General features: G+C 60.0%; 25 protein-coding genes and 1 tRNA gene. 21 read left to right on the top strand and 5 right to left on the bottom strand.

The features are described from left to right. Positions 1-74 precede the first annotated feature (74 nt). The 8 genes from hisF (at position 75) to tatC (ending at position 4311) form a co-directional block, all read left to right on the top strand. Positions 75-854, top strand: coding sequence for an imidazole glycerol phosphate synthase subunit HisF (gene hisF / locus B3F77_RS17665; protein ID WP_293606221.1), 780 nt, complete (start codon positions 75-77; stop codon positions 852-854). A 126-nt stretch (positions 855-980) separates the two neighbouring features. After that, positions 981-1370 (top strand): phosphoribosyl-AMP cyclohydrolase, encoded by a 390-nt coding sequence (gene hisI, locus B3F77_RS17660; protein WP_293606220.1) that lies wholly within the window; start codon positions 981-983, stop codon positions 1368-1370. A 17-nt stretch (positions 1371-1387) separates the two neighbouring features. Beyond that, positions 1388-1783, top strand: a complete 396-nt coding sequence (locus B3F77_RS17655; RefSeq protein WP_293606219.1) for a phosphoribosyl-ATP diphosphatase — start codon at positions 1388-1390, stop codon at positions 1781-1783. Positions 1784-1798: 15 nt separating this feature from the next. Next, the gene (locus B3F77_RS17650; protein ID WP_293606218.1) at positions 1799-2137 is read left to right on the top strand and encodes a DUF4870 family protein; all 339 of its coding nucleotides are present in this window, start codon (positions 1799-1801) and stop codon (positions 2135-2137) included. Between the two features lie 23 nt (positions 2138-2160). Continuing rightward, entirely contained in the window at positions 2161-2520 is a 360-nt protein-coding gene (locus B3F77_RS17645) for a histidine triad nucleotide-binding protein (RefSeq protein WP_293606217.1), read from the top strand. 161 nt (positions 2521-2681) lie between these two features. Then, positions 2682-2927 (top strand): Sec-independent protein translocase subunit TatA, encoded by a 246-nt coding sequence (tatA, locus tag B3F77_RS17640; RefSeq protein ID WP_293606216.1) that lies wholly within the window; start codon positions 2682-2684, stop codon positions 2925-2927. A gap of 48 nt (positions 2928-2975) precedes the next feature. Next, complete coding sequence (gene tatB, locus B3F77_RS17635) at positions 2976-3443, top strand: Sec-independent protein translocase protein TatB (RefSeq protein ID WP_293606215.1); 468 nt, start codon at positions 2976-2978, stop codon at positions 3441-3443. A 67-nt stretch (positions 3444-3510) separates the two neighbouring features. Then, positions 3511-4311 carry a twin-arginine translocase subunit TatC gene (tatC, locus tag B3F77_RS17630; RefSeq protein ID WP_293606214.1) on the top strand — a complete coding sequence of 267 codons (801 nt, stop codon included), beginning with the start codon at positions 3511-3513 and terminating at the stop codon, positions 4309-4311. Between the two features lie 177 nt (positions 4312-4488). Here the strand turns inward: tatC and B3F77_RS17625 are convergent, their stop codons facing one another. Further along, complete coding sequence (locus tag B3F77_RS17625; RefSeq protein WP_293606213.1) at positions 4489-5646, bottom strand: S1C family serine protease; 1158 nt, start codon at positions 5644-5646, stop codon at positions 4489-4491. An 88-nt stretch (positions 5647-5734) separates the two neighbouring features. Between B3F77_RS17625 and B3F77_RS17620 the strand changes: the two genes are divergently transcribed. Further along, positions 5735-6517 (top strand): Nif3-like dinuclear metal center hexameric protein, encoded by a 783-nt coding sequence (locus B3F77_RS17620; protein ID WP_293606212.1) that lies wholly within the window; start codon positions 5735-5737, stop codon positions 6515-6517. A gap of 9 nt (positions 6518-6526) precedes the next feature. Beyond that, on the top strand, positions 6527-7561 hold the full coding sequence (gene pdxA / locus B3F77_RS17615) for a 4-hydroxythreonine-4-phosphate dehydrogenase PdxA (RefSeq protein WP_293606211.1): 1035 nt from the start codon (positions 6527-6529) through the stop codon (positions 7559-7561). A 199-nt stretch (positions 7562-7760) separates the two neighbouring features. Here pdxA and mscL read toward each other — a convergent pair whose 3' ends face one another. Further along, positions 7761-8192: a large conductance mechanosensitive channel protein MscL gene (gene mscL, locus B3F77_RS17610; RefSeq protein WP_293606210.1), complete on the bottom strand. Its 432-nt coding sequence runs from the start codon at positions 8190-8192 to the stop codon at positions 7761-7763. A 272-nt stretch (positions 8193-8464) separates the two neighbouring features. Here mscL and petA point away from each other — a divergent pair, with 272 nt between their 5' ends. The 6 genes from petA to B3F77_RS17580 all read left to right on the top strand — a co-directional run bounded on the left by petA (position 8465) and on the right by B3F77_RS17580 (position 12805). Then, complete coding sequence (gene petA / locus B3F77_RS17605; protein ID WP_293606209.1) at positions 8465-9091, top strand: ubiquinol-cytochrome c reductase iron-sulfur subunit; 627 nt, start codon at positions 8465-8467, stop codon at positions 9089-9091. A gap of 115 nt (positions 9092-9206) precedes the next feature. After that, positions 9207-10616 (top strand): cytochrome b, encoded by a 1410-nt coding sequence (locus B3F77_RS17600; RefSeq protein ID WP_293606208.1) that lies wholly within the window; start codon positions 9207-9209, stop codon positions 10614-10616. 17 nt (positions 10617-10633) lie between these two features. Beyond that, a complete protein-coding gene (locus tag B3F77_RS17595; RefSeq protein WP_293606207.1) occupies positions 10634-11389 on the top strand; it encodes a cytochrome c1 in 756 nt (251 codons plus the stop codon). A gap of 117 nt (positions 11390-11506) precedes the next feature. Continuing rightward, positions 11507-12118, top strand: a complete 612-nt coding sequence (locus B3F77_RS17590) for a glutathione S-transferase N-terminal domain-containing protein (protein WP_293606206.1) — start codon at positions 11507-11509, stop codon at positions 12116-12118. Positions 12119-12160: 42 nt separating this feature from the next. Continuing rightward, a complete protein-coding gene (locus tag B3F77_RS17585; RefSeq protein WP_293606205.1) occupies positions 12161-12718 on the top strand; it encodes a ClpXP protease specificity-enhancing factor in 558 nt (185 codons plus the stop codon). A gap of 11 nt (positions 12719-12729) precedes the next feature. Further along, a tRNA-Thr gene (locus tag B3F77_RS17580) sits at positions 12730-12805 on the top strand. 135 nt (positions 12806-12940) lie between these two features. On the opposite strand, the gene B3F77_RS17575 is transcribed toward B3F77_RS17580, so the two are convergent. After that, a complete protein-coding gene (locus B3F77_RS17575; RefSeq protein WP_293606204.1) occupies positions 12941-13258 on the bottom strand; it encodes a hypothetical protein in 318 nt (105 codons plus the stop codon). Positions 13259-13308: 50 nt separating this feature from the next. Between B3F77_RS17575 and B3F77_RS17570 the strand changes: the two genes are divergently transcribed. The 5 genes from B3F77_RS17570 to B3F77_RS17550 all read left to right on the top strand — a co-directional run bounded on the left by B3F77_RS17570 (position 13309) and on the right by B3F77_RS17550 (position 19949). Continuing rightward, complete coding sequence (locus B3F77_RS17570; RefSeq protein ID WP_293606203.1) at positions 13309-14292, top strand: M23 family metallopeptidase; 984 nt, start codon at positions 13309-13311, stop codon at positions 14290-14292. A gap of 210 nt (positions 14293-14502) precedes the next feature. Continuing rightward, entirely contained in the window at positions 14503-17268 is a 2766-nt protein-coding gene (gene secA / locus B3F77_RS17565) for a preprotein translocase subunit SecA (RefSeq protein ID WP_293606202.1), read from the top strand. Positions 17269-17325: 57 nt separating this feature from the next. Continuing rightward, positions 17326-18579, top strand: a complete 1254-nt coding sequence (gene argJ, locus B3F77_RS17560) for a bifunctional glutamate N-acetyltransferase/amino-acid acetyltransferase ArgJ (protein WP_293606201.1) — start codon at positions 17326-17328, stop codon at positions 18577-18579. Between the two features lie 18 nt (positions 18580-18597). Further along, positions 18598-19476, top strand: a complete 879-nt coding sequence (locus B3F77_RS17555) for an ATP-binding protein (protein WP_293606200.1) — start codon at positions 18598-18600, stop codon at positions 19474-19476. Then, positions 19473-19949 carry an NUDIX domain-containing protein gene (locus B3F77_RS17550; protein ID WP_293606199.1) on the top strand — a complete coding sequence of 159 codons (477 nt, stop codon included), beginning with the start codon at positions 19473-19475 and terminating at the stop codon, positions 19947-19949. Before B3F77_RS17555 ends, B3F77_RS17550 begins: the two co-directional genes overlap by 4 nt. A 25-nt stretch (positions 19950-19974) precedes the next feature. On the opposite strand, the gene B3F77_RS17545 is transcribed toward B3F77_RS17550, so the two are convergent. Together B3F77_RS17545 and B3F77_RS17540 are read right to left on the bottom strand one after the other, a co-directional pair. Further along, on the bottom strand, positions 19975-20637 hold the full coding sequence (locus B3F77_RS17545; RefSeq protein ID WP_293606198.1) for a lytic transglycosylase domain-containing protein: 663 nt from the start codon (positions 20635-20637) through the stop codon (positions 19975-19977). Between the two features lie 28 nt (positions 20638-20665). Then, positions 20666-21154, bottom strand: a 489-nt coding sequence (locus tag B3F77_RS17540; protein ID WP_293606197.1) for a His/Gly/Thr/Pro-type tRNA ligase C-terminal domain-containing protein, incomplete at its 5' end; no start/stop codon positions are given.

Below are 21154 nucleotides of genomic sequence, written 5' to 3'. Positions count from 1 at the left end.
GCTTGCTTGGGGCGGCCCTGCGCTGCGCACTATGGACCCCAAGCTTGTCGCTTCGTGTATTGCGCTTAACTCCTATGCTCGCTAAACGCATCATCCCCTGCCTTGATGTGACCGGTGGCCGCGTCGTCAAGGGCGTCAATTTTGTCGAGCTGCGCGACGCCGGTGACCCGGTCGAAATTGCCGCGCGCTACAACGACCAGGGCGCTGACGAGCTGACTTTTCTGGACATCACCGCCACCAGCGACGGCCGTGACCTGATTCTGCACATCATCGAAGCCGTGGCCTCGCAGGTGTTTATCCCCCTGACGGTGGGCGGCGGTGTACGCACCGTCGACGACGTGCGCCGCCTGCTCAATGCCGGGGCCGACAAAACCAGTTTCAACTCGGCCGCGCTGGCCAACCCGCAGGTGATTGAAGACGCCTCCAGCAAATACGGCGCGCAGTGCATCGTGGTGGCGATTGACGCCAAGCGCCGCAGCGAAGAAGACGCCAGGACGCGCGGTGCGGGCTGGGATGTCTACAGCCACGGCGGCCGCAAAAACACCGGCCTGGATGCCGTGGCCTGGGCCACCGAGATGGCGCGGCGCGGCGCGGGCGAGATACTGCTGACCAGCATGGACCGCGACGGCACCAAGTCGGGCTTTGACCTGGCGCTGACCCGCGCGGTGAGCGACGCGGTCAGCGTGCCGGTGATCGCGTCCGGCGGCGTCGGCAACCTCGATCATCTGGCCGACGGCATACAGATAGGCGGCGCCGATGCGGTGCTGGCTGCCAGCATTTTTCACTACGGCGAGTACACGGTGCAGCAGGCGAAGCAGTATATGGCCTCGCGCGGCATCCCGGTTCGTCTCTAGATGTCAATCTTTTTTAGCCTCTAGCCCTTGATGGACGGGCCCAGGCAGCTATTAATTTCATAGTGATTTTGATGCCTCCCAAACCAGCCCGGGCCTAAGCGCAAAACAATCGCAGACAATGCATCCATGAATTGGTTAGACGACGTCCGTTGGGACGACAAGGGCTTGATCCCGGTGATTGCGCAGGAAGCTTCCAGCGGCGATGTGCTGATGTTTGCCTGGATGAACCGCGAGGCGCTGCAAAAGACCGCCGAGCTGGGCCAGGCCGTGTACTTCAGCCGCTCGCGCGGGCGCCTGTGGCACAAGGGCGAAGAGTCCGGCCACCTGCAGGCCGTGCACGAAATCCGGCTCGACTGTGACAACGACGTGATTCTGCTCAAGGTGACGCAACTCGGGCATGAACCGGGGATCGCCTGTCACACCGGTCGCCACAGCTGTTTTTTCCATCTTTACAAAGACGGCCAGTGGGTCGTCACCGAGCCGGTCTTGAAAGACCCCGCCAGCATCTACAAATAGTCTGCACTGAACCCCATATGTCCTCCAACGACACTCTCCAGCGCCTGGCGCAAATCATTGAAAGCCGCAAGCCGGCTCATGGCGGCGACCCCGACAAAAGCTATGTGGCGCGGCTGTTGCACAAGGGCCCCGACGCCTTCCTGAAAAAAATCGGCGAAGAAGCCACCGAGACCGTGATGGCCGCCAAGGACCTGGACTACAGCGGCGATAGTGTCGAGATCAAAGCCGAGTTGAAAGCCAGGCTGGTCGGTGAGGTCGCTGACCTGTGGTTTCACAGCCTGATTGCACTGGTCCACTACGGCCTCAAGCCCGCCGACGTGATGGTCGAACTGGAGCGCCGCGAGGGCACCAGCGGCATTGAAGAAAAGGCGCTGCGCAAGGCAGAGCACCGCGAGATGGCCGAAAAGCCCTGAACCATGGAGACCGATGTGGCCGAATTTGAAAGCAAAACCTCCAACGACCGCACTGTCATGCAGGTGCTGTATGGCCTGCACACGCTGGCCTGGTTCAGCGGCGGCGTTTTTGCGGTGATCGCGCTCATCATCAACTACATCAGGCGTGCCGACGAGACGGATGTGTTGTACCTTGACCACCACAATTACATGATCGCTACCTTCTGGTGGACGCTGCTGTGGCTGGTGTTGCTGTCGCCCTTGTGGCTGCTGTTGGTGCTGCCGGGCGCGATCGCCTACGGCATCGTCTGGCTCTGGTACCTGTACCGCTGCATCCGGGGCTGGATGCGCTTTAACGGCAACCGGCTCTCCTGAATAACCCTATCCGAACCGAGCGCATGAGCCCTTCTGACCACTGCATTTTCTGCAAAATTGCCGCAGGCACCATTCCCAGCCGCAAGGTGTACGAGGACGACGAATTGTTCGCGTTTCACGACATCAAGCCCTGGGCACCGGTGCATTTTCTGATCATTCCCAAGACGCATATCCTGTCGATGGCGCAGGTGGGGCCAGAGCATGCGGCGCTGCTGGGGCGCATGATGGTACTGGCGCCCAAACTGGCGCTGGAGCAGGGCTGCAGGCCCTACCCTGAAGGCGGTTTCCGCATAGTGAGCAATACCGGTGCCGAAGGCGGGCAGGATGTGCATCACCTGCATATTCATGTCATGGGCGGCCCCAGGCCCTGGCTAAAAGGCTGACGGGATTTTTGGAAGCTTCGGGGAACCCTTGGGCTGGCAAAGACACTAATCTAATTTACAAGTTGTTAGGTGTATTCGGCGGCCCGGCCGGCAGGACACTTAGAATCAATAGAATGATGGGCAAATTTGCAGAACCTGCAATTACAGATTAGGAGCAAAACATGGGTGGACTTTCCATTTGGCACTGGTTGATCGTGCTGTTGATCGTGGTGATGGTGTTTGGCACCAAAAAACTCAAAAACATGGGCAGCGACCTCGGTGGCGCTGTCAAGGGCTTCAAGGACGGCATGAAAGAGGGCGGCCAGGCTGCGGCTGACGACAAGCCCGCCGGGCAGGTCACCAATGCCCAAGCGGCTGACAAGGCTGACAAGACCACCATTGACGTCGAAGCCCGGCAAAAGTCCTGATCAGGGATGCCCTGCCGCATGTGTTGAAACTTCCACGCCTCGCCTGCAATGATTGACATCGGCATCGCCAAAATCGCGCTGATCGGTGCCGTGGCGCTGATCGTGATCGGCCCGGAAAAGCTGCCGCGCGTGGCCCGCACCGTGGGCACCCTGCTGGGCAAGGCGCAACGCTATGTGGCCGACGTCAAGCAGGAGGTCAGCCGGTCGATGGAGCTCGACGAGCTCAAAAAAATGAAAGAGACGTTCGAAGGGGCTGCTCGTGACGTTGAAAGCTCGATCCAGACCAAGGCCAGTGATTTCGAGAAATCATGGGCCGAAACCACTGGCACGGCCTCCGGCAGCGAGTTGCCCGGCCTGGAAATTTTCCCCGAATACAGGCATCCGAAAAAGAAGTGGCGGCTCAAGCAGGGCGCTACGCCGCAGTGGTACAAGGCCCGTTCGGGTGTGCGTGCCAAGGCGCTGTCTGGCGCTGCCCGTGTGGCCCGCTTTCGCCCGCAGCCGGGCCGCATTACTTGACCTTTCCCCCTGATCTACCTTTGTTCGCGTGCACTCCGGCGCAACCCCTCCAGCGCAAACTTCCCTCATGAGCGACCCCCACACCGACAAGCCCGACGAACTCGCGGGCACCGAACAGCCTTTTGTGCAGCACCTCGTGGAGCTGCGCGACCGGATGATCAAGGCGGTGATTGCGATTGGTATCGCTGCCGCCATACTCGCGGTATTTCCCGGCCCTGGCGCGCTGTATGACCTGATGGCCGCGCCGCTGGTGGCTGCCCTGCCCAAGGGGGCCACGCTGATCGCCACCAACGTCGTCTCGCCGTTTGTGGTGCCCATCAAGATCATGTTCATGGCCGCCTTCATGATTGCGCTGCCGGTGGTGCTCTACCAGGTCTGGGCCTTCGTCGCACCCGGCCTGTATTCGCACGAGAAAAAACTGGTCATGCCGCTGGTGGTTTCCAGTACGCTGCTGTTCTTTGCTGGCGTGGCTTTTTGCTACTACTTTGTGTTTGGCCAGGTGTTCAGGTTCATCCAGAGCTTTGCACCCAAGTCGATCACGGCCGCGCCGGATATCGAGGAATACCTCAACTTCGTGCTCGGCATGTTCCTGGCCTTCGGCCTGGCGTTTGAGGTGCCGATTGCGGTGATCCTGCTGGTTCGCATGGGTGTGCTCAGCGTGGCCCAGTTGCGCCAGTACCGCGGTTATTTCTGGGTGATTGCGGCCATTGGCACCGCGCTGGTCACGCCGCCCGATGCGGGCTCGATGATCATGCTGCTCATGGTGGTGGGCGGGCTGTACGAAATAGGCATTGTGGCGGCGCAGGTGTTCCTCAAGCGCACCAAGGCGGCCGAGGCCGACAGCGATACAGAAGTCGCCAAGTCTTGACTGGCCTGAAAATCCCGATTTGCCTGCGTCATCCCTTTGCCGGAAAACAAGCATAAAATCGTCCTCTAGCCCAATGAATACGGGTCAAGGAAGCTATTAAATAAATAGCAAATCAAGGGCAAGCCAGCGGCTGATTCATGGACTGGCAAGGCCTGAACACCAGGCCCGAAGTCCGCTTCAGCGCTGCAGCTTGGGCCGCTGGCGTTTGCCAGGCGTCACCGCAATCTCGGTCTGGCTGTCCTTGCGCAGCACGGTCAGCGGTGCCGGCGTGCCGGGTTTGAGGGCTGCCACGGCAGTCAGCAGCTGGTTTACATTGCCGACGGCCTTGCCATTGACCGCGGTGATCACATCGCCGGGCTGGATGCCGGCCTGCGCGGCCGGGCCGTTTTGCAGCACCCCGATGATGATCACCCCGCCCGTTTTCGTGGCATCGGGCTTCAGGCCGAAGGTTGCGGCCAGCTCGGGGTTCAGGTCTTGCGGCTCCACGCCAATCCAGCCGCGCGTGACCTGGCCGTCTCTCACAATGCCTTCCAGCACCTGTTTGGCGGTGGACACGGGAATGGCAAAGCCGATGCCCATGGAGCCGCCCGAGCGCGAGTAAATCGCGGTGTTGATGCCCATCAGGTTGCCGTTCACATCGACCAGCGCGCCGCCCGAGTTGCCGGGGTTGATGGCCGCATCGGTCTGGATGAAATTCTCGAAGGTGTTGATGCCGAGCTGGTTGCGCCCCAGTGCACTGACGATGCCGCCGGTCACGGTCTGGCCCACGCCAAACGGGTTGCCGATGGCCAGCACCGGTTCGCCCACCTGCAGCGCGTCCGAGTTGCCCAGCACGATGACGGGCAGCTTGTCCAGGTCGATCTTGAGAATGGCCAGATCGGTGTCGGGGTCGGTGCCTATGACTTGGGCCTTGGCCTTGCGGGTGTCGTTGAGGATCACCTCAATCTCGTCCGCGCCTTCCACCACGTGGTTGTTGGTCAGGATGTAGCCGGAGGCACTGACGATGACGCCACTGCCCAGGCCGACCTGCGGCTCACCGGAGCCCTGGTCGCCAAAGAAAAACTTGAACCACGGGTCATCGGCGTTCGGGTTTTGGGCAGCGGCCTTGCTGGTGTTGATGCTGACCACCGCCGCCGAGGCCTGTTTTGCGGCCGCGGCGAAACCGCCGATCGGGCTGGCGCCGCGCTGCACGCTGCCGGCCGGGGCTTCGATCACGGAAACGCCGCCCATCGGGGCGCCTCTGTCCAGCCACTGCGGCTTGAGCGTTGCCACCACGAAATAAGCCGCCAGCAGAATGGTGACGGTCTGGGAAAACAGGAGCCAGGTGCGCTTCATGGATAAAAATGCCTAAAAGTCGAAAAAACTGCAAACCAGCGCAAAAAACGCCTGCTGCGATTGTCCCTCAAGCTGAGACAATTGGCGCATGAGAATTGCCCAATCAGCTCACCGACAAGACCTGCTGCGCGCCTTTGATGCCTTGTTGCAGCCCGCGCGCTTCAAGGACTATGGCCCCAACGGCCTGCAGGTGGAGGGACGTGCGCAGATTGGCAAAATCGTTTCCGGCGTCACGGCCAGCCGCGCGTTGATCGAGGCGGCCATCGCCGAGCAGGCTGACGCGATCTTTGTGCACCACGGCCTGTTCTGGCGTGGCCACGACGGCTGTGTCACCGGCTGGCTGAAGCAGCGCCTGGCGCTGCTGCTGGCCCACGATATCAACCTGTTCGCCTACCACCTGCCGCTGGATGCGCACCCGGAATGGGGCAATAACGCGCAACTGGGCGGGCAACTCGGCCTCCAGGCCACAGCGCGGTTCGGCGAGCAGGACCTGGGCTTTCTGGGTGGGCGCGCCGATGGCGGCGGCTTTGCCAGCGCCGACGAACTGGCTGAGCACGTTAAAACTGTATTGAATCGGCCTTTTGTTCATCTGGTGCAGGCAGGACGGGCGCAGTCAGATATTAAAAACATAGCATGGTGCAGCGGCGGGGCGCAAGGCTACTTTGAAGCGGCGATTGCAGCAGGCGCCGACGCCTTCATTACCGGCGAGATTTCCGAGCCGCAAGCGCACTATGCGCGCGAGATGGGCGTGGCCTTCATTGCCTGCGGGCACCATGCGTCAGAGCGCTACGGCGCGCCTGCCGTGGCGGCGCAGGTGGCGGCAGAGTTCGGCCTGGCCCACCAGTTCATCGATATTGACAACCCGGCATGACCAACCTCTATGAATAAGCCCCTGCTCATCACCATGGGCGATCCGGCCGGCATCGGCCCGGAAATCATCGCCAAGGCGTTTCGCGATTCGCCCGCCGAGCTGGGCGGCTGCGTGGTGGTCGGTGATGTGGCCACCCTGCGCCGCGCCGCTGCGCTGACCGCGGCACCGCTGGCCCTGCCGGTGGCGCAACTCTACACCCTGGCCGAAGCGGCGTCCGTGCCGCCGCACTGCATAGCGGTGCTACAGAAATGCGAGCTGGCTGCGCCCGTTCCGTATGGGCTGGTGAGCGATTTGGCTGGTAGAGCTGCGGCCGAATGCATTGTCTGGGCGGCCCGTGCCGTGCTTGCGGGCGAGGCCGCCGCCATGGTGACAGCGCCGATTCACAAGGAGGCGCTGGCCGCCGCGGGTGGCTGGGCTGCAGGCTTTCCGGGCCACACCGAGATGCTGCAGGCCGAAGCCGCCGCGTTTCTGGGAAAGCCCGTGAGCGACGTGCCGGTGCGCATGATGCTGGCCAATGACCAGCTGAAAACCGTTCTGGTGAGCATCCACATGTCGCTGCGCCAAGCGATTGAGGCCGTGACCTTTGACAACGTGCTGCAAACCCTGCGCATCACGCACCGCGCCGTGAGCGCCAGCCTGGGGCGGCCGCCCCGCATCGCGGTGGCCGGCCTGAACCCGCATGCCGGCGAGGGCGGGCTGTTTGGCAGCGAAGAGCAGACCATCATTGCCCCCGCCATCGCCGCCGCCCGGGCCGAAGGGCTGGACGTCAGCGGCCCCTTCGCCCCGGACACCGTCTTCATGCGGGCGCGCAATGCCCCGGGCAAGCCTGGCGAGTTTGACGTGGTGGTCGCGATGTACCACGACCAGGGGCTGATTCCGGTCAAATACCTGGGGGTGGAGCAGGGCGTCAACGTGACGCTGGGCCTGCCGCTGGTGCGCACCAGCCCTGACCATGGCACGGCGTTTGACATTGCCGGCACCGGCCAGGCCGATGCCTCCAGCCTGCTCGCCGCCATCCACTTGGCGCGCCAGCTAAAAATTTAAGGAAAAAATGGCTTTTACCCAATATAGACGGGTATATATAGCTATATAATTGATAGCGGTTGTGGCGGCTGCATGGAGCCGGTTTGATGGCGCGGCAAGCGCAGTGCCATCGGGTGCGTAGCGCTCTGACCCAAAAGGTGAACGTCATCGAAGGCGAAAAAACTCGATTTCATGCGGGTTTAACAAACCAATCAAGCGGTCAACTGCCGTTTCTAGGTTTAAGGCTGTCGCGAATTTCGCGCAGCAGCACGATGTCTTCGGCCGGTGCGGCAGGTGCGGCTTCTTCCTTGCGTTTGAGCCGGTTGATCTGCTTGATCATCAGGAAAATGATGAACGCCAGGATGGCAAAGTTGACCGCGACCGTGATGAAGTTGCCATAGGCAAACACCGGAACGCCGGCCTTTTTCAGCGCATCCAGTGTCGTGGCGGTGCCCGGCGGCACGCTGCCCATCACCACGAACAGGTTGGAAAAGTCCAGCTTGCCCACCACCGCGCCAATCACCGGCATGATCAGATCGCCGACCACGGACTCGACGATCTTGCCGAATGCCGCACCGATGATCACCCCAACGGCCAGATCAATCACATTGCCCTTGACCGCAAACTCCTTGAATTCCTGCATCATTCCCATGAGGTTCTCCTGTTATGGTCGGGTTTTTGCCGGTCGCGCCTTGCGACCTTCGGCCAACAATTATGCGGGCCGGGCGTCAATCTGTCAGCGGCGCAGAGTCTGTGCTTGAAACAACCCATGAGCTACCTTAAAAGCCGGCGCCTGTTGCGCCGGGGCGGTCCGAATCAGGCCCTGCGTCGGCCCAGTGCCTTGAAAAACGACTTCGCGCTCCGCTACAATGGTGGGTTGACCTCCATTCAGCCTTTTTTCAAGCCAGTTCTTGAAGGACTCTCATGACCGAAGCAAGCGTAATCGGTGTGCCGCACGGCGCCCCTTTAGATAAAGATAAAAGAAATTGGATCGTGGCCACCTGTGCCGTGGGCGGCGCTGGCATTGCTGCCGTTGCCGTGCCCTTTGTCAGTTCCATCCAGCCGTCCGAAAAAGCCAAAGCTGCCGGTGCAGCGGTGGAAGTTGATATTTCGGCGCTGAAACCCGGTGAAAAAATGACGGTAGAGTGGCGCGGCAAGCCGGTATGGATTGTCAAGCGGACCCCGGAGCAACTGGCCGAGCTGCCCAAAAACGATTCTTTGCTGGCCGACCCGAAGTCCGAGCGCAAACAGTCCGAACTGACGCCCGCATACGCCCGTAATGAAAACCGTTCCATCAAACCCGATACGCTGGTGGTGGTGGGCATCTGCACCCACCTGGGCTGTTCGCCTTCAGACAAGTTTCAGCCCGGTGCGCAGCCTTCGCTGCCGGACGATTGGCCCGGCGGCTGGCTTTGCCCCTGCCATGGCTCGACCTTTGACATGGCCGGCCGCGTTTACAAGAACAAGCCCGCGCCTGACAATCTGGAAGTGCCTCCGCATGTCTACCTGTCAGACACAAGACTGCTGATTGGTGAAGACAAGAAGGCCTGAAGAAGGCGCACAAACTCCTTCACAAGACCTTGCAGACAGCGCCTGACACCCTTTCCTGTCAATACAGCCCCGCCTCAAGCGCTTGCCAAAGAACCCCACCGAACCAGGATCAGTTATGGCTGAATTCAAAGAGATTTCTCCCGATGCCCCCTTCGCTGCCAAAGCGATGAACTGGGTTGATAACCGTTTTCCCGCCAGCAAGCTCTTCCAGGAGCACATGAGCGAGTACTACGCACCCAAGAACTTCAACTTCTGGTACATCTTCGGCTCGCTGGCGATGCTGGTGCTGGTTATCCAGATCGTCACCGGCATTTTCCTGACCATGCACTACAAGCCCGACGCGGCACTGGCGTTTGGCTCGGTCGAATACATCATGCGCGACGTGCCCTGGGGCTGGCTGATCCGCTACATGCACTCGACGGGTGCCTCGGCCTTCTTTGTCGTGGTCTATCTGCACATGTTCCGTGGCCTGCTCTACGGCAGCTACCGCAAGCCGCGCGAGCTGATCTGGATTTTCGGCTGCGCGATTTTCCTGTGCCTGATGGCCGAGGCTTTCATGGGCTACCTGTTGCCATGGGGTCAGATGAGCTACTGGGGCGCTCAGGTGATCGTGAACCTGTTTGCCGCCATTCCCTTCGTCGGCCCCGATCTGGCGCTGCTGATCCGTGGCGACTATGTGGTGGGTGATGCGACGCTGAATCGTTTCTTTTCATTCCACGTGATTGCCGTGCCGCTGGTGCTGCTGGGCCTGGTGGCTGCGCACATCATTGCGTTGCACGAAGTCGGCTCCAACAACCCAGATGGCGTGGAGATCAAGGGCCCGAACGCGCCGCGCGATGCCAACGGTCATCCGCTGGACGGCATTCCGTTTCACCCGTACTACACGGTGCATGACATTTTTGGCGTGAGCGTGTTCCTGATGGTGTTCAGCGCGATTATTTTCTTCGCGCCCGAGTTCGGCGGCTACTTCCTCGAGTACAACAACTTCATTCCTGCCAACCCGCTGCAAACTCCTTTGCACATTGCCCCGGTCTGGTATTTCACCCCCTACTACTCCATGCTGCGCGCCATTACCGGCGAGATGATGTATGCGCTGATTGCCTGCGTGCTGGCCGGTGCGGTGCTGGGTGTGGTCAAGGCCAAAATTGCCAACCTGTTCAAGATGGTCATCGTGGGCGCTGCCGTGGTGGTAGTCGGCGCCATGCTGCTGATTGATGCCAAGTTCTGGGGCGTGGTGGTGATGGGCGGTGCCGTCGTCATCCTGTTCTTCCTGCCCTGGCTGGACCACAGCGAAGTCAAATCCATCCGCTACCGTCCAAGCTGGAACAAATACCTGTACGGTATTTTCGTGATCAACTTCCTGGTGCTGGGCTATCTGGGCGTGGAGCCACCGTCAGCAATTGGCGAGCGGGTGTCGCAGCTCGGTACCCTGTTCTATTTCGGCTTCTTCCTGCTGATGCCCTGGTGGAGCCGACTGGGCACTTTCAAGCGCGTTCCCGATCGCGTGATTTTTGCGGCCCACTGAGCCGGAGACCTACAACCATGAAAAAACTGATCTTCGCCCTGATGATAGCGGTCGGCCTGGTGGCTGGTGCGCAGGCCTCAACCGGCGGCGTTGCCTGGGACAAAGCGCCCGGCAAGACCAACGATCTGGCCGCCCTGCAAAATGGCGCCAAGCTGTTTGTCAATTACTGCCTGAACTGCCACTCGGCAGCCTACATGCGTTTCAACCGCTTGAAAGACATCGGCCTGACCGAGCAGCAGATCAAGGACAACCTGCTTTTCACCACAGACAAAGTGGGTGAAACCATGAAGGCCGCTATCGACCCGAAGCAGGCCAAAGCGTGGTTTGGTGCCAACCCACCTGATCTGACCGTGATTGCACGTTCGCGTTCCGGCGCTGGCGGATCGGGTGCCGATTACCTCTACACCTACCTGCGCACCTTTTACCGCGACGAGACCAAGGCAACGGGCTGGAACAACCTGACTTTTCCCAATGTGGCCATGCCGCACGTGCTGTGGGAACTGCAGGGTGAGCGCAAGCCGGTGTACTCCGAGCAGGAGGAGCACGGCCACAAGGTGTCCGTCTTCAAGAACTGGCAACAGGTCACGCCCGGCAGCATGACGCCGCTGCAATACGACCAGGCCATCGGTGACCTCGTGGGTTACCTGCAGTGGATGGGTGAGCCGGCCCAGAACACCCGCGTTCGCGTCGGCGTCTGGGTGCTGATGTTTCTTCTCTTCTTGACCTTCGTTACCTGGCGCCTGAATGCGGCGTTCTGGAAAGACGTCAAGTAAATTTTTCGCCGATTCATGTGCCCTGGGTGCGCCCTGGTGCGCATCGGCATCTTCGGAGTGGAGGGCTCAAGTTATGATTCTTAGCCGCCACTCTTTTGTCTTCAGGAGTTCCGAATCATGATGGTCCTATATTCAGGCACAACCTGCCCTTTCTCGCACCGCTGCCGCTTTGTACTGTTTGAAAAGGGCATGGATTTTGAAATCCGTGACGTAGACCTGTACAACAAGCCGGAAGACATCAATGTGATGAACCCCTACGGACAGGTGCCGATTCTGGTCGAGCGCGACCTGATCCTGTACGAATCGAACATCATCAACGAGTACATTGACGAGCGCTTCCCGCACCCGCAGCTCATGCCCGGTGACCCGGTCGACCGTGCGCGTGTTCGCCTGTTCCTGTTGAACTTTGAAAAAGAGCTGTTCGTTCACGTCAGCATGCTGGAATCACGGGCCTCCAAGGGCAACGAGAAGGCACTTGAAAAAGCCCGCGCGCACATCCGTGACCGCCTGACGCAGCTGGCGCCGATTTTCCTGAAAAACAAGTTCATGCTGGGCGACAGCTTTTCCATGCTGGACGTGGCGATTGCACCGCTGCTCTGGCGCCTGGACTACTACGACATCGAACTGTCGAAAAATGCCGCACCGCTGCTCAAGTACGCTGAGCGCATTTTTTCGCGCCCCGCTTACATTGAAGCGCTGACGCCCTCCGAAAAGGTCATGCGCAAGTAATGGCTGCATTAAATTGCCGGATCAAGCAGCTTGGCTGAATTCATGAACGCGCTGGACGTCACGTCAACGCGCCCGTACCTGATACGGGCCCTGTATGAGTGGTGCACCGACAACGGCTTCACGCCCTACGTGGCCGTGTCGGTGGATGACACCGTGCAGGTGCCGCGTGAGTACGTGAAGAACAACGAGATCGTGCTCAATATCGGTTTTGATGCGACCAGTTCGCTGCAGCTGGGCAACGAGTTCATCGAGTTCAAGGCGCGTTTTGCCGGCAGTGCCCGGGAAATCCTGGTTCCTATCAGTCATGTGATTGCCATCTACGCCCGCGAAAACGGGCAGGGCATGGCGTTTCCCATGATGACTCCCGTGGCCACTTCTTCAGAAGGTTCTGCTGACGGGCTCGATGCGAGCCCGGCCACACCGGCTGCCCCTGCGCCGAGCAGCGCTTCTTCTGCATCCGCTCCAACGGATGCGCCTGAAGGCAAAATCATGCAGCTGGTGCCTGAGCGCACGTCCAGTGCCTCCCAGGAAGGCTCCGATTCCCCGGAACCCCCCAAGCCGCCGCCAGGCACGCGGCCCTCACTCAAGCGGGTCAAGTAAAATAGCTTTGTGCCGCTTTAGCTCAGTTGGTAGAGCAACCGCCTTGTAAGCGGTAGGTCGTCAGTTCGATTCCGACAAGCGGCACCATTTATCAGAATTTCCATCCGAATTCTTCGCCCATCCATATTGCATGAGTGCAAAGTGCTACAAATTTAGTAGCAACAGCAAGGCAACCCCGAAAATATGCGCGGGTCAGGTCTTCGCTGGACCCGCGCCCAGACACTACTTTTTGGCGATGAGTATCTTCAGCCTGATTGAGGTAACCTTCCAGCCTTTGCCGAGCAGACGGGCCTGGATGAGGGGAATCAGCTGCCGGATTTTCGCAGCTGCCGCGTTGCTGCTCACCAGCAGGCACCAGCTTTCGTTGTCGATCGGTCCGGCCTTGACGGCAGGGCGCAGGCCAACAGGCAGCAGTGACTCAATCGCCTTGAGCCTGTCGTTGGACTCCTGGACCAGCTCCGTCAGCCGCGCCAGCGACGGGGAGCTCTCGGCAGCCTGATGGATGGTGAGCGCCTGAGGAAGGCGCCGGGTTGTATTCACGGTGAGCGGGGCCTGGCCGGGCGAGCGCAAGCTTTTAAAAAGGTAGACAAGTGCAATTGATTATCACGGATGCCTGGCTGGCGAAAAGCCGGGCCATCTATTTAAGCGGTACAAAACTGGTTTTGGTGGGCTTCGTTGCTGCATTGGCGCTCATGCTGGTGGCTGCAGGCCTTTACCACTGGGTGTTTCTCAAGGGCGCCCGTGAGGGCTGGCCGGTGATTGGCTCCCTGGTGAAGCTGGTGGTCAAGGACGAGTTTGACCAGCGCGACCGCTTTTTGCGCGAGAACCTCGACGTGATGGCCAAGCGCCTCGGCGAAATGCAGGCCAAGCTGATGCAGCTGGAAACGCTCGGTCAACGGGTGTCGGGTCTGGCCGGCATCAATCCCAACGACATCAAGGCCTTGCCCGGCAGCGGTGGAGCACTGGTGGGCAGTCACTCATTGACCATGGAAGAGCTTCAGGCCACCTTGGCCGACTTGGACAAGTTGACCGATCAGCGGGTTGATTTGATGACCGTGATGGAGTCGCGCCTCTTTGACCAGAAGATCAAGAAAATGATGGTGCCGACCCAGGAACCGGTGGCTGGCGGCAATCTCGGTTCGCCATTTGGCTGGCGCATTGACCCGCTGACCGGGCGCTCTGCCCTGCACACCGGGCTGGATTTTCCGGCAGAGCCCGGCACCGCCATTCTCGCTGCTGCGGGCGGCATGGTCGTGACGCAGGAATTCCATCCAGACTACGGCAACATGGTGGAAGTGGATCACGGCAATGACCTGATCACGCGTTATGCACATGCGTCGCGGGTGCTGGTCAAGAAAGGTGACATTGTCAAACGCGGCCAGAAAATCGCCGAAGTGGGCACGACAGGGCGCTCCACCGGTCCGCACCTGCATTTCGAGGTGTTGGTTCAAGGCGTTTTCCAGGATCCGCAGAAATTCCTGACCGCCGGACGGAAACTGCCCAAATCAGTCGTAGCCGCTGCGACCCTTCCGCCGCTTCCCGCGCCAGCCCTGCAGCGAGCGCGCGCCAATTAGGGTCGCGCACCCTCCACGCTTTCGTCCGCAGGGTCGCCCAACGCCTCTGCCGTTTTAGGGTGAACAGATCCTGGCCTTCAGGCCGAGTTAAAATGAAAACTTTAGGCACAGTTGAACTAACTGGTAGCGCCCACACCTAAGTTCCGTATTCAATAAGGGATTTCGGCCGCCTTGCCAGCTCATGGGAGCAGGTAAGGCGGCCTCGCATTTATGGCTTTCAACATACTGACCAAAATTTTCGGTAGCCGCAACGACAGGCTGCTCAAAACCTACCGCAAAACTGTAGACAGCATCAATGCGCTGGAAACCCAGTACGAGAAGCTCGATGATGACCAGCTGCGCGCCAAAACCCAGGAGTTCAAGGACCGGGTGACCGCAGGCGAGGAACTGGATGCCATTCTTGCTGAAGCCTTTGCCGTGGTGCGGGAAGGCAGCAAGCGCGTCATGAAGATGCGTCACTTTGATGTGCAGATGCTGGGCGGCATGTCACTGCACAACGGCAAAATTTCGGAAATGGGCACAGGTGAAGGTAAAACCCTCACCTCCACACTGCCGGTCTACCTGAATGCATTGACCGGCAAGGGCGTGCATGTGGTGACGGTCAATGATTACCTTGCCAGTCGCGATGCGCGCTGGATGGGCAAGCTCTACAACTTCCTGGGCATGACGGTCGGCATCAATTTGCCCAACATGTCGCGCGAGGAAAAGCAGGCGGCCTATCACTCCGACATCACTTACGGCACCAACAACGAGTACGGTTTTGATTACCTGCGCGACAACATGGTGTACGAAGTGGCGGACCGGGTACAGCGGGGCCTGAACTACGCCATCGTGGATGAGGTGGACTCGATCCTGATCGACGAGGCACGCACGCCGCTCATCATCAGTGGCCAGGCCGAAGACCACACCGAGATGTATATCGCGATGAACAAGGTCGTACCCTTGCTGACGCGACAGGAGGGTGAAGCCGACCCGCGAACCGGTGAGGGCGTGACCAAACCCGGCGACTACACCATTGACGAGAAGACACACCAGGTGTTTTTGACCGAGCAGGGCCACGAGAATGCCGAACGCATCCTGTTCAATCAGGGCCTGATTGCGGAAGGGGCCTCGCTTTACGATCCGGTCAACATTTCGTTGATGCACCACTTGTATGCGGCCCTGCGCGGCAATCTGCTCTACCACCGTGACCAGCACTACGTCGTGCAGGAGGGTGAGATCGTGATCGTTGACGAGTTCACCGGCCGCCTGATGTCTGGCCGACGCTGGAGCGAGGGTCTGCACCAGGCCGTGGAAGCCAAGGAAGGCGTGGAGATCCAGGCTGAAAACCAGACCCTGGCCTCGATTACTTTCCAGAACTATTTCCGTCTCTACAAAAAACTGGCCGGCATGACCGGCACCGCCGACACCGAAGCCTACGAATTCCAGGAAATCTACGGGCTGGAAACGATCGTCATTCCACCCAACCGGGTCAGCCGGCGCGACGACCAGCAGGACCGTGTGTACAAAACCACGCGCGAGAAGTACGAAGCCGCCATCAAGGACATTCGCGAGTGCTATGAGCGCGGCCAGCCGGTGCTGGTCGGAACGAGCTCAATCGAGAACTCCGAAATCATTTCCCAGCTGCTGGAGAAGGAAAAACTGCCGCACCAGGTGCTCAATGCCAAACAGCACGCACGCGAAGCGGACATCGTGGCGCAGGCAGGGCGCCCGAAGATGATCACCATTGCCACCAACATGGCAGGTCGGGGTACCGACATCGTGCTGGGCGGCAACGTTGAAAAACTGATTGAAGGCGTTGAAGCAGATGAGTCGCTGGATGCCGGTGCAAAAGAAGCTGAAATAGCCCGCTTGCGTGCCCAGTGGGCGCAGGAGCACGAGCAGGTCAAGGAGCAAGGCGGCTTGCGCATCATCGCGACCGAACGCCACGAGTCACGCCGTATCGACAACCAGTTGCGCGGCCGTTCGGGCCGCCAGGGGGACCCCGGCTCATCGCGCTTTTTCCTGAGCCTGGACGATCCCTTGATGCGCATTTTTGCCGGAGACCGCGTCAAGGCCATCATGGAGCGGCTCAAAATGCCCGATGGCGAGGCGATCGAAGCCGGTATCGTCACGCGCAGCATCGAATCGGCGCAGCGCAAGGTGGAAGCCCGCAACTTCGACATCCGCAAGCAGCTGCTCGAATACGACGATGTGTCCAACGACCAGCGCAAGGTGATTTACCAGCAGCGTAACGACATCATGGATGCCAGCAGTCTGCAGGCGCAAATCGACTCCCTGCGTGAGGGCTGCTTCACGGATTTGACGCGGCAGTACGTGCCGGTTGAAAGTGTCGAAGAGCAATGGGCTGTGGATGGGCTTGAAAAAGTGCTGCGCGACGAGTGGCAGATAGAGTTCCCTCTGCGCAAGGAACTGGAGCTTGCCACGGCCATCACCGACGACGGCGTGGTCGAGAAGGTCCTCGCTGCTGCCAACGTTGCATTTGCCGACAAAGTCGAAAAAATCGGGGAAGAAAATTTCACCCAGTTCGAACGCGTGGTACTGCTGCAAAGCATAGACAGCCACTGGCGCGAACACCTGAGCGCGCTTGATTACCTGCGTCAGGGCATTCATTTGCGGGGTTATGCGCAAAAGCAGCCCAAGCAGGAATACAAACGTGAAGCCTTTGAATTGTTTGGCCAGTTGCTCGACAGCGTTAAAAACGAAGTCACCAAAATACTGATGACGGTCAACATCCAGTCGGGCGAGCAGTTGGAGCAGACCGCTGAAGAAATGGAAAGCCGGGCCGAAAAAATCGCCAACGTCACCTACACCGGGCCGACCGAAACCGGTGAAATAGAAACGACGGTGGATGAAGAGTCGCAAAGGCGAGCCCAGTCCACACTGGGTGCCGCCGTGCCGCGAGTGGGCCGCAACGACCCTTGCCCCTGTGGTTCCGGGAAAAAATACAAAAATTGCCACGGCGCGCTGAACTGAACTCCCGCCTGGCCTGAGCGTTGACGTAACATCCCTGGTTTTTCTGGAGTCAAGAACATGCCTGTCAATCTGGTCGCCACGCCCGCCGCAGACCTTTACCCTGTGCCCGGCGTGCGCTGGGGTATCGCGGAAGCAGGCATCCGCAAGGCCCAACGCAAAGACCTGGCCGTGCTGCTGCTGGACGAGGGGACCTCTGTAGGCGCCGTCTTCACGCAAAACAGGTTTTGTGCCGCACCCGTGCAAATCTGCCGTGCGCATCTGGCAAAAAATTTGGGCCAAAAAAATCCCGGTACTCCGGGAATTCGTGCCATGCTGATCAACACCGGCAACGCCAACGCCGGCACTGGCGACGAGGGGCTGAACCGCGCACTGGCCTGCTGCATGGCGCTGGCCCGGGAACTCCATCTCGCGCCCGAGCAGATCCTGCCGTTTTCAACCGGGGTGATCATGGAGCCCTTGCCGCATGAGCGCATTGTGGCCGCGCTTCCGGCTGCACTGGCCGATGCCAGGGCAGACAATTGGGCCCATGCCGCCGAGGCGATCATGACCACGGACACGGTGGCCAAGGCATTTTCAAGCCGCATCACACTCGGTGGCGGGGTCATCACCATCACCGGCATAGCCAAGGGCGCCGGCATGATTCGACCCAACATGGCGACCATGCTGGGCTTCGTGGCGACCGACGCCTGTGTGTCCCAGGCGCTCATGGCGCAGCTGGCCAGGGAACTGGCCGAGGGCTCATTCAACCGTATCACCGTCGACGGCGACACCTCCACCAACGACTCCTTTGTCGTCGTGGCAAGCAACCAGGCTCAACACGCGCCGGTGACCTCGCTGGACAGCCCGGACGGCCAGGCTTTGCGCGCCGCCATGCTGGCAATCGCAAAAAAACTGGCACAGGCCATCGTGCGTGATGGCGAAGGTGCCACCAAGTTCATCACCGTGCAGATCGAGGGCGGGAAAACCGGCGAGGAATGCCGCAAGGTGGCCTACGCGATCGCCCATTCACCCCTGGTCAAGACCGCGTTTTTTGCCAGCGACCCCAATCTGGGCCGTATTCTGGCCGCTGTCGGCTATGCGGGCATAGCCGACCTGGACCAGACCACCATAGATTTGTACCTTGACGATGTGCTGGTGGCCAAAAACGGCGGCCGGTACCTGGGCTACATCGAAGCCGACGGCCAGCGCGTGATGAAGCAAAGCGAAATCACCGTGCGTGTGGTGCTGGGCCGCGGTCAGGCTGCCGACACGGTCTGGACCTGTGACCTCTCCTACGAGTACGTCAAGATCAACGCAGATTACCGCAGTTAAACGGCCAGGTCGCTGAACATGAACGAGCAGTTTGAACGCCTGATGGCGCGGGTTGAATCCCTGATGACGCGCATTGAATCCGTGTTGCCGCAACCGTTGTCGGCCCCTGACTGGGCTGCGTCCGTCGCTTACCGTTACCGCAAGCGCAGCTCTGGCCGCAGCTCGCTGGAGCCCGTGAAGCATCTGGGCGTCATGCATCTTGCCGATCTCAAGGAGATTGACGAGCAAAAAGAAAAAATCCGGCGCAACACCGAGCAGTTTGTCAGTGGCAAGCCGGCCAACAATGTTCTATTGACGGGCTCGCGCGGCACCGGCAAATCGTCCCTGATCAAGGCCTGCCTGAATGAATATTCAGCCCGGGGCTTGCGACTGATTGAAGTGGACAAGGCCGATCTGACGGATCTGCCCGACATCGTCGATGTGGTCTCCGGCTTGCCCGAGAAGTTCATCGTCTTTTGTGACGACCTCAGCTTCGAGGAGGGCGAGCCCGGCTACAAGGCGCTCAAATCCATTCTGGATGGCTCGATCGCCGCCGCCACCCCGAACGTGCTGATTTATGCCACCAGCAACCGGCGCCACCTGCTGCCCGAATACATGACCGAGAACCTCACCTACACGCACACCGAAGAGGGGGAAGTCCATCCCGGTGAAGTTGTCGAGGAAAAAATATCGTTGTCCGAACGCTTTGGTTTATGGGTGAGTTTTTACCCTTTCAGCCAGGACGAGTACCTGAGCATCGTGGCCCAGTGGCTTTCTTCATTTGGCGTTGCCCCGCCAGCTATCGAGGCTGCACGACCCGCATCGCTGGTGTGGGCACTGGAACGTGGCTCGCGCAGCGGTCGTGTGGCTTACCAGTTTGCGCGTGATTATGCCGGCCAGCAGCCCGGCACCCCATGACGGCAAAGATTCTGATGGCCGACGCCGGTCGGTCTCGCCAAGGCGGCGCGAACCGCAAGGTGGTGGAAGTGGCAGTCGGGGTACTGCTTCAGGCTGACGGCCGCTTTCTGCTGACGTCGAGGCCACCCGGCAAGGTCTATGAGGGGTACTGGGAGTTTCCTGGTGGCAAGCTGGAGCGCGGCGAAAACGTCGAACAGGCGTTGCGCCGTGAACTGAAGGAAGAAATCGGCATCACCATCGGTGCCGTGCATCCCTGGACGGTCGAGATGGTGGACTATCCGCACGCGCTGGTCCGGCTCAACTTTTGCAAGGTGTTTGAATGGACGGGCGAGCTGCAGATGCATGAAGGCCAGTCATTTTCCTGGCAGTCCTTGCCGGTCCGGGTGCAGCCGGTGTTGCCGGGCACGGTCCCGGTTCTGGACTGGTTTGCGCAAGAGCGTGAATTTTCAGGGGCTACCCATCCCGCCGCCTGAGTTGGCTGTCGCTTAAAACAGCAAGCTAACCGGCAAATTCCCAATGCTTGCTGGCGCCCAGCACTGCGTCGGGATAAGCCGCCTTGCCCCGCGAGCCGTTGTAGCGGCCCAGTCCCATAAACAGGTCGCCTCGTTCCCGGTCCAGGTAATGGCGCAGGATCACGCAGCCAAAGCGCAGGTTGGTTTGCATGTGAAACAGTTTGCTGGGGTCACCATCGCCAATCACACGTGTCCAGAAAGGCATGACCTGCATGTAGCCCCGTGCCCCTACGTTGCTCACAGCGAACTTGCGGAAATTACTCTCGACCTGGATCAGGCCGAGCACCAGTGTCACGTCCAGCCCGGCACGCTTGCTTTCGTACCAGACGGTTTGCAGAAATTCCTTGCGGATCTGCCATTCCGGTTTTTTCTTTTTCAGGCGATCGCTCATGGTGCCCAGCCAGCGCAGGTAAACCAGCCAGCTTTCGGTGTCCTTGAACTCGGGGACCAGCGGCGCCCGGTTGGCAACGGCTGAACTCAACGCCGTGCGCACAGAGTCCATGAGTGGCTCCTCGATCTGCGCGCCAGCGCTCGCTTGCTCTGAAAATAATAGCGGGCCACACCCGAGCACTATGGACTGCAGGCACTTTCTTCTTGAAATTTGGCTGGAGACCGTTGAAAGCTTCAAGTCAGGCGCTGGCACAGTCATAAGGCGTCGTCAACAGGTCGCACAGTCCTCACAGGGCCAGTTTTCCCTGGAGAAAAGCCATCACGCCATCAGCGTCCACCTTGCTGGCCGCCGCGTCACGGCGGTGCTGGTATTCAATCTGGCCTTCTTTCAGACCACGGTCTGAAATCACCACGCGGTGCGGTACGCCAATCAATTCCCAGTCGGCAAACATGGCGCCCGGCCGCTCGTCGCGGTCATCCAGCAGCACGTCAACTCCTGCGGCCAGCAAGTCGTCGTGAAGCTTGGTGGCGGTGACCTTGACGGCGTCGCTGCGGCCCATGCCGATGGGGCAGATCACCACGGTGAACGGCGCAATGGCGTCGGGCCAGATGATGCCGCGCTCATCGTGATTTTGCTCAATCGCCGCTGCCGGCAGGCGTGAGATGCCGATGCCGTAGCAGCCCATCTCCATGAATTGCGGCTTGCCGTTTTCACCCAGAAACGTGGCATTCATGGCCTGGCTGTATTTGGTGCCGAGGTAGAACACATGGCCGAC

Origin of the sequence: Polaromonas sp. UBA4122 (assembly GCA_002381615.1) — a bacterium.
GTDB lineage: Bacteria > Pseudomonadota > Gammaproteobacteria > Burkholderiales > Burkholderiaceae_C > Polaromonas.
Note: the sequence above shows the minus strand (reverse complement) of the source record. Positions and strands in the feature narration are given on the sequence as shown.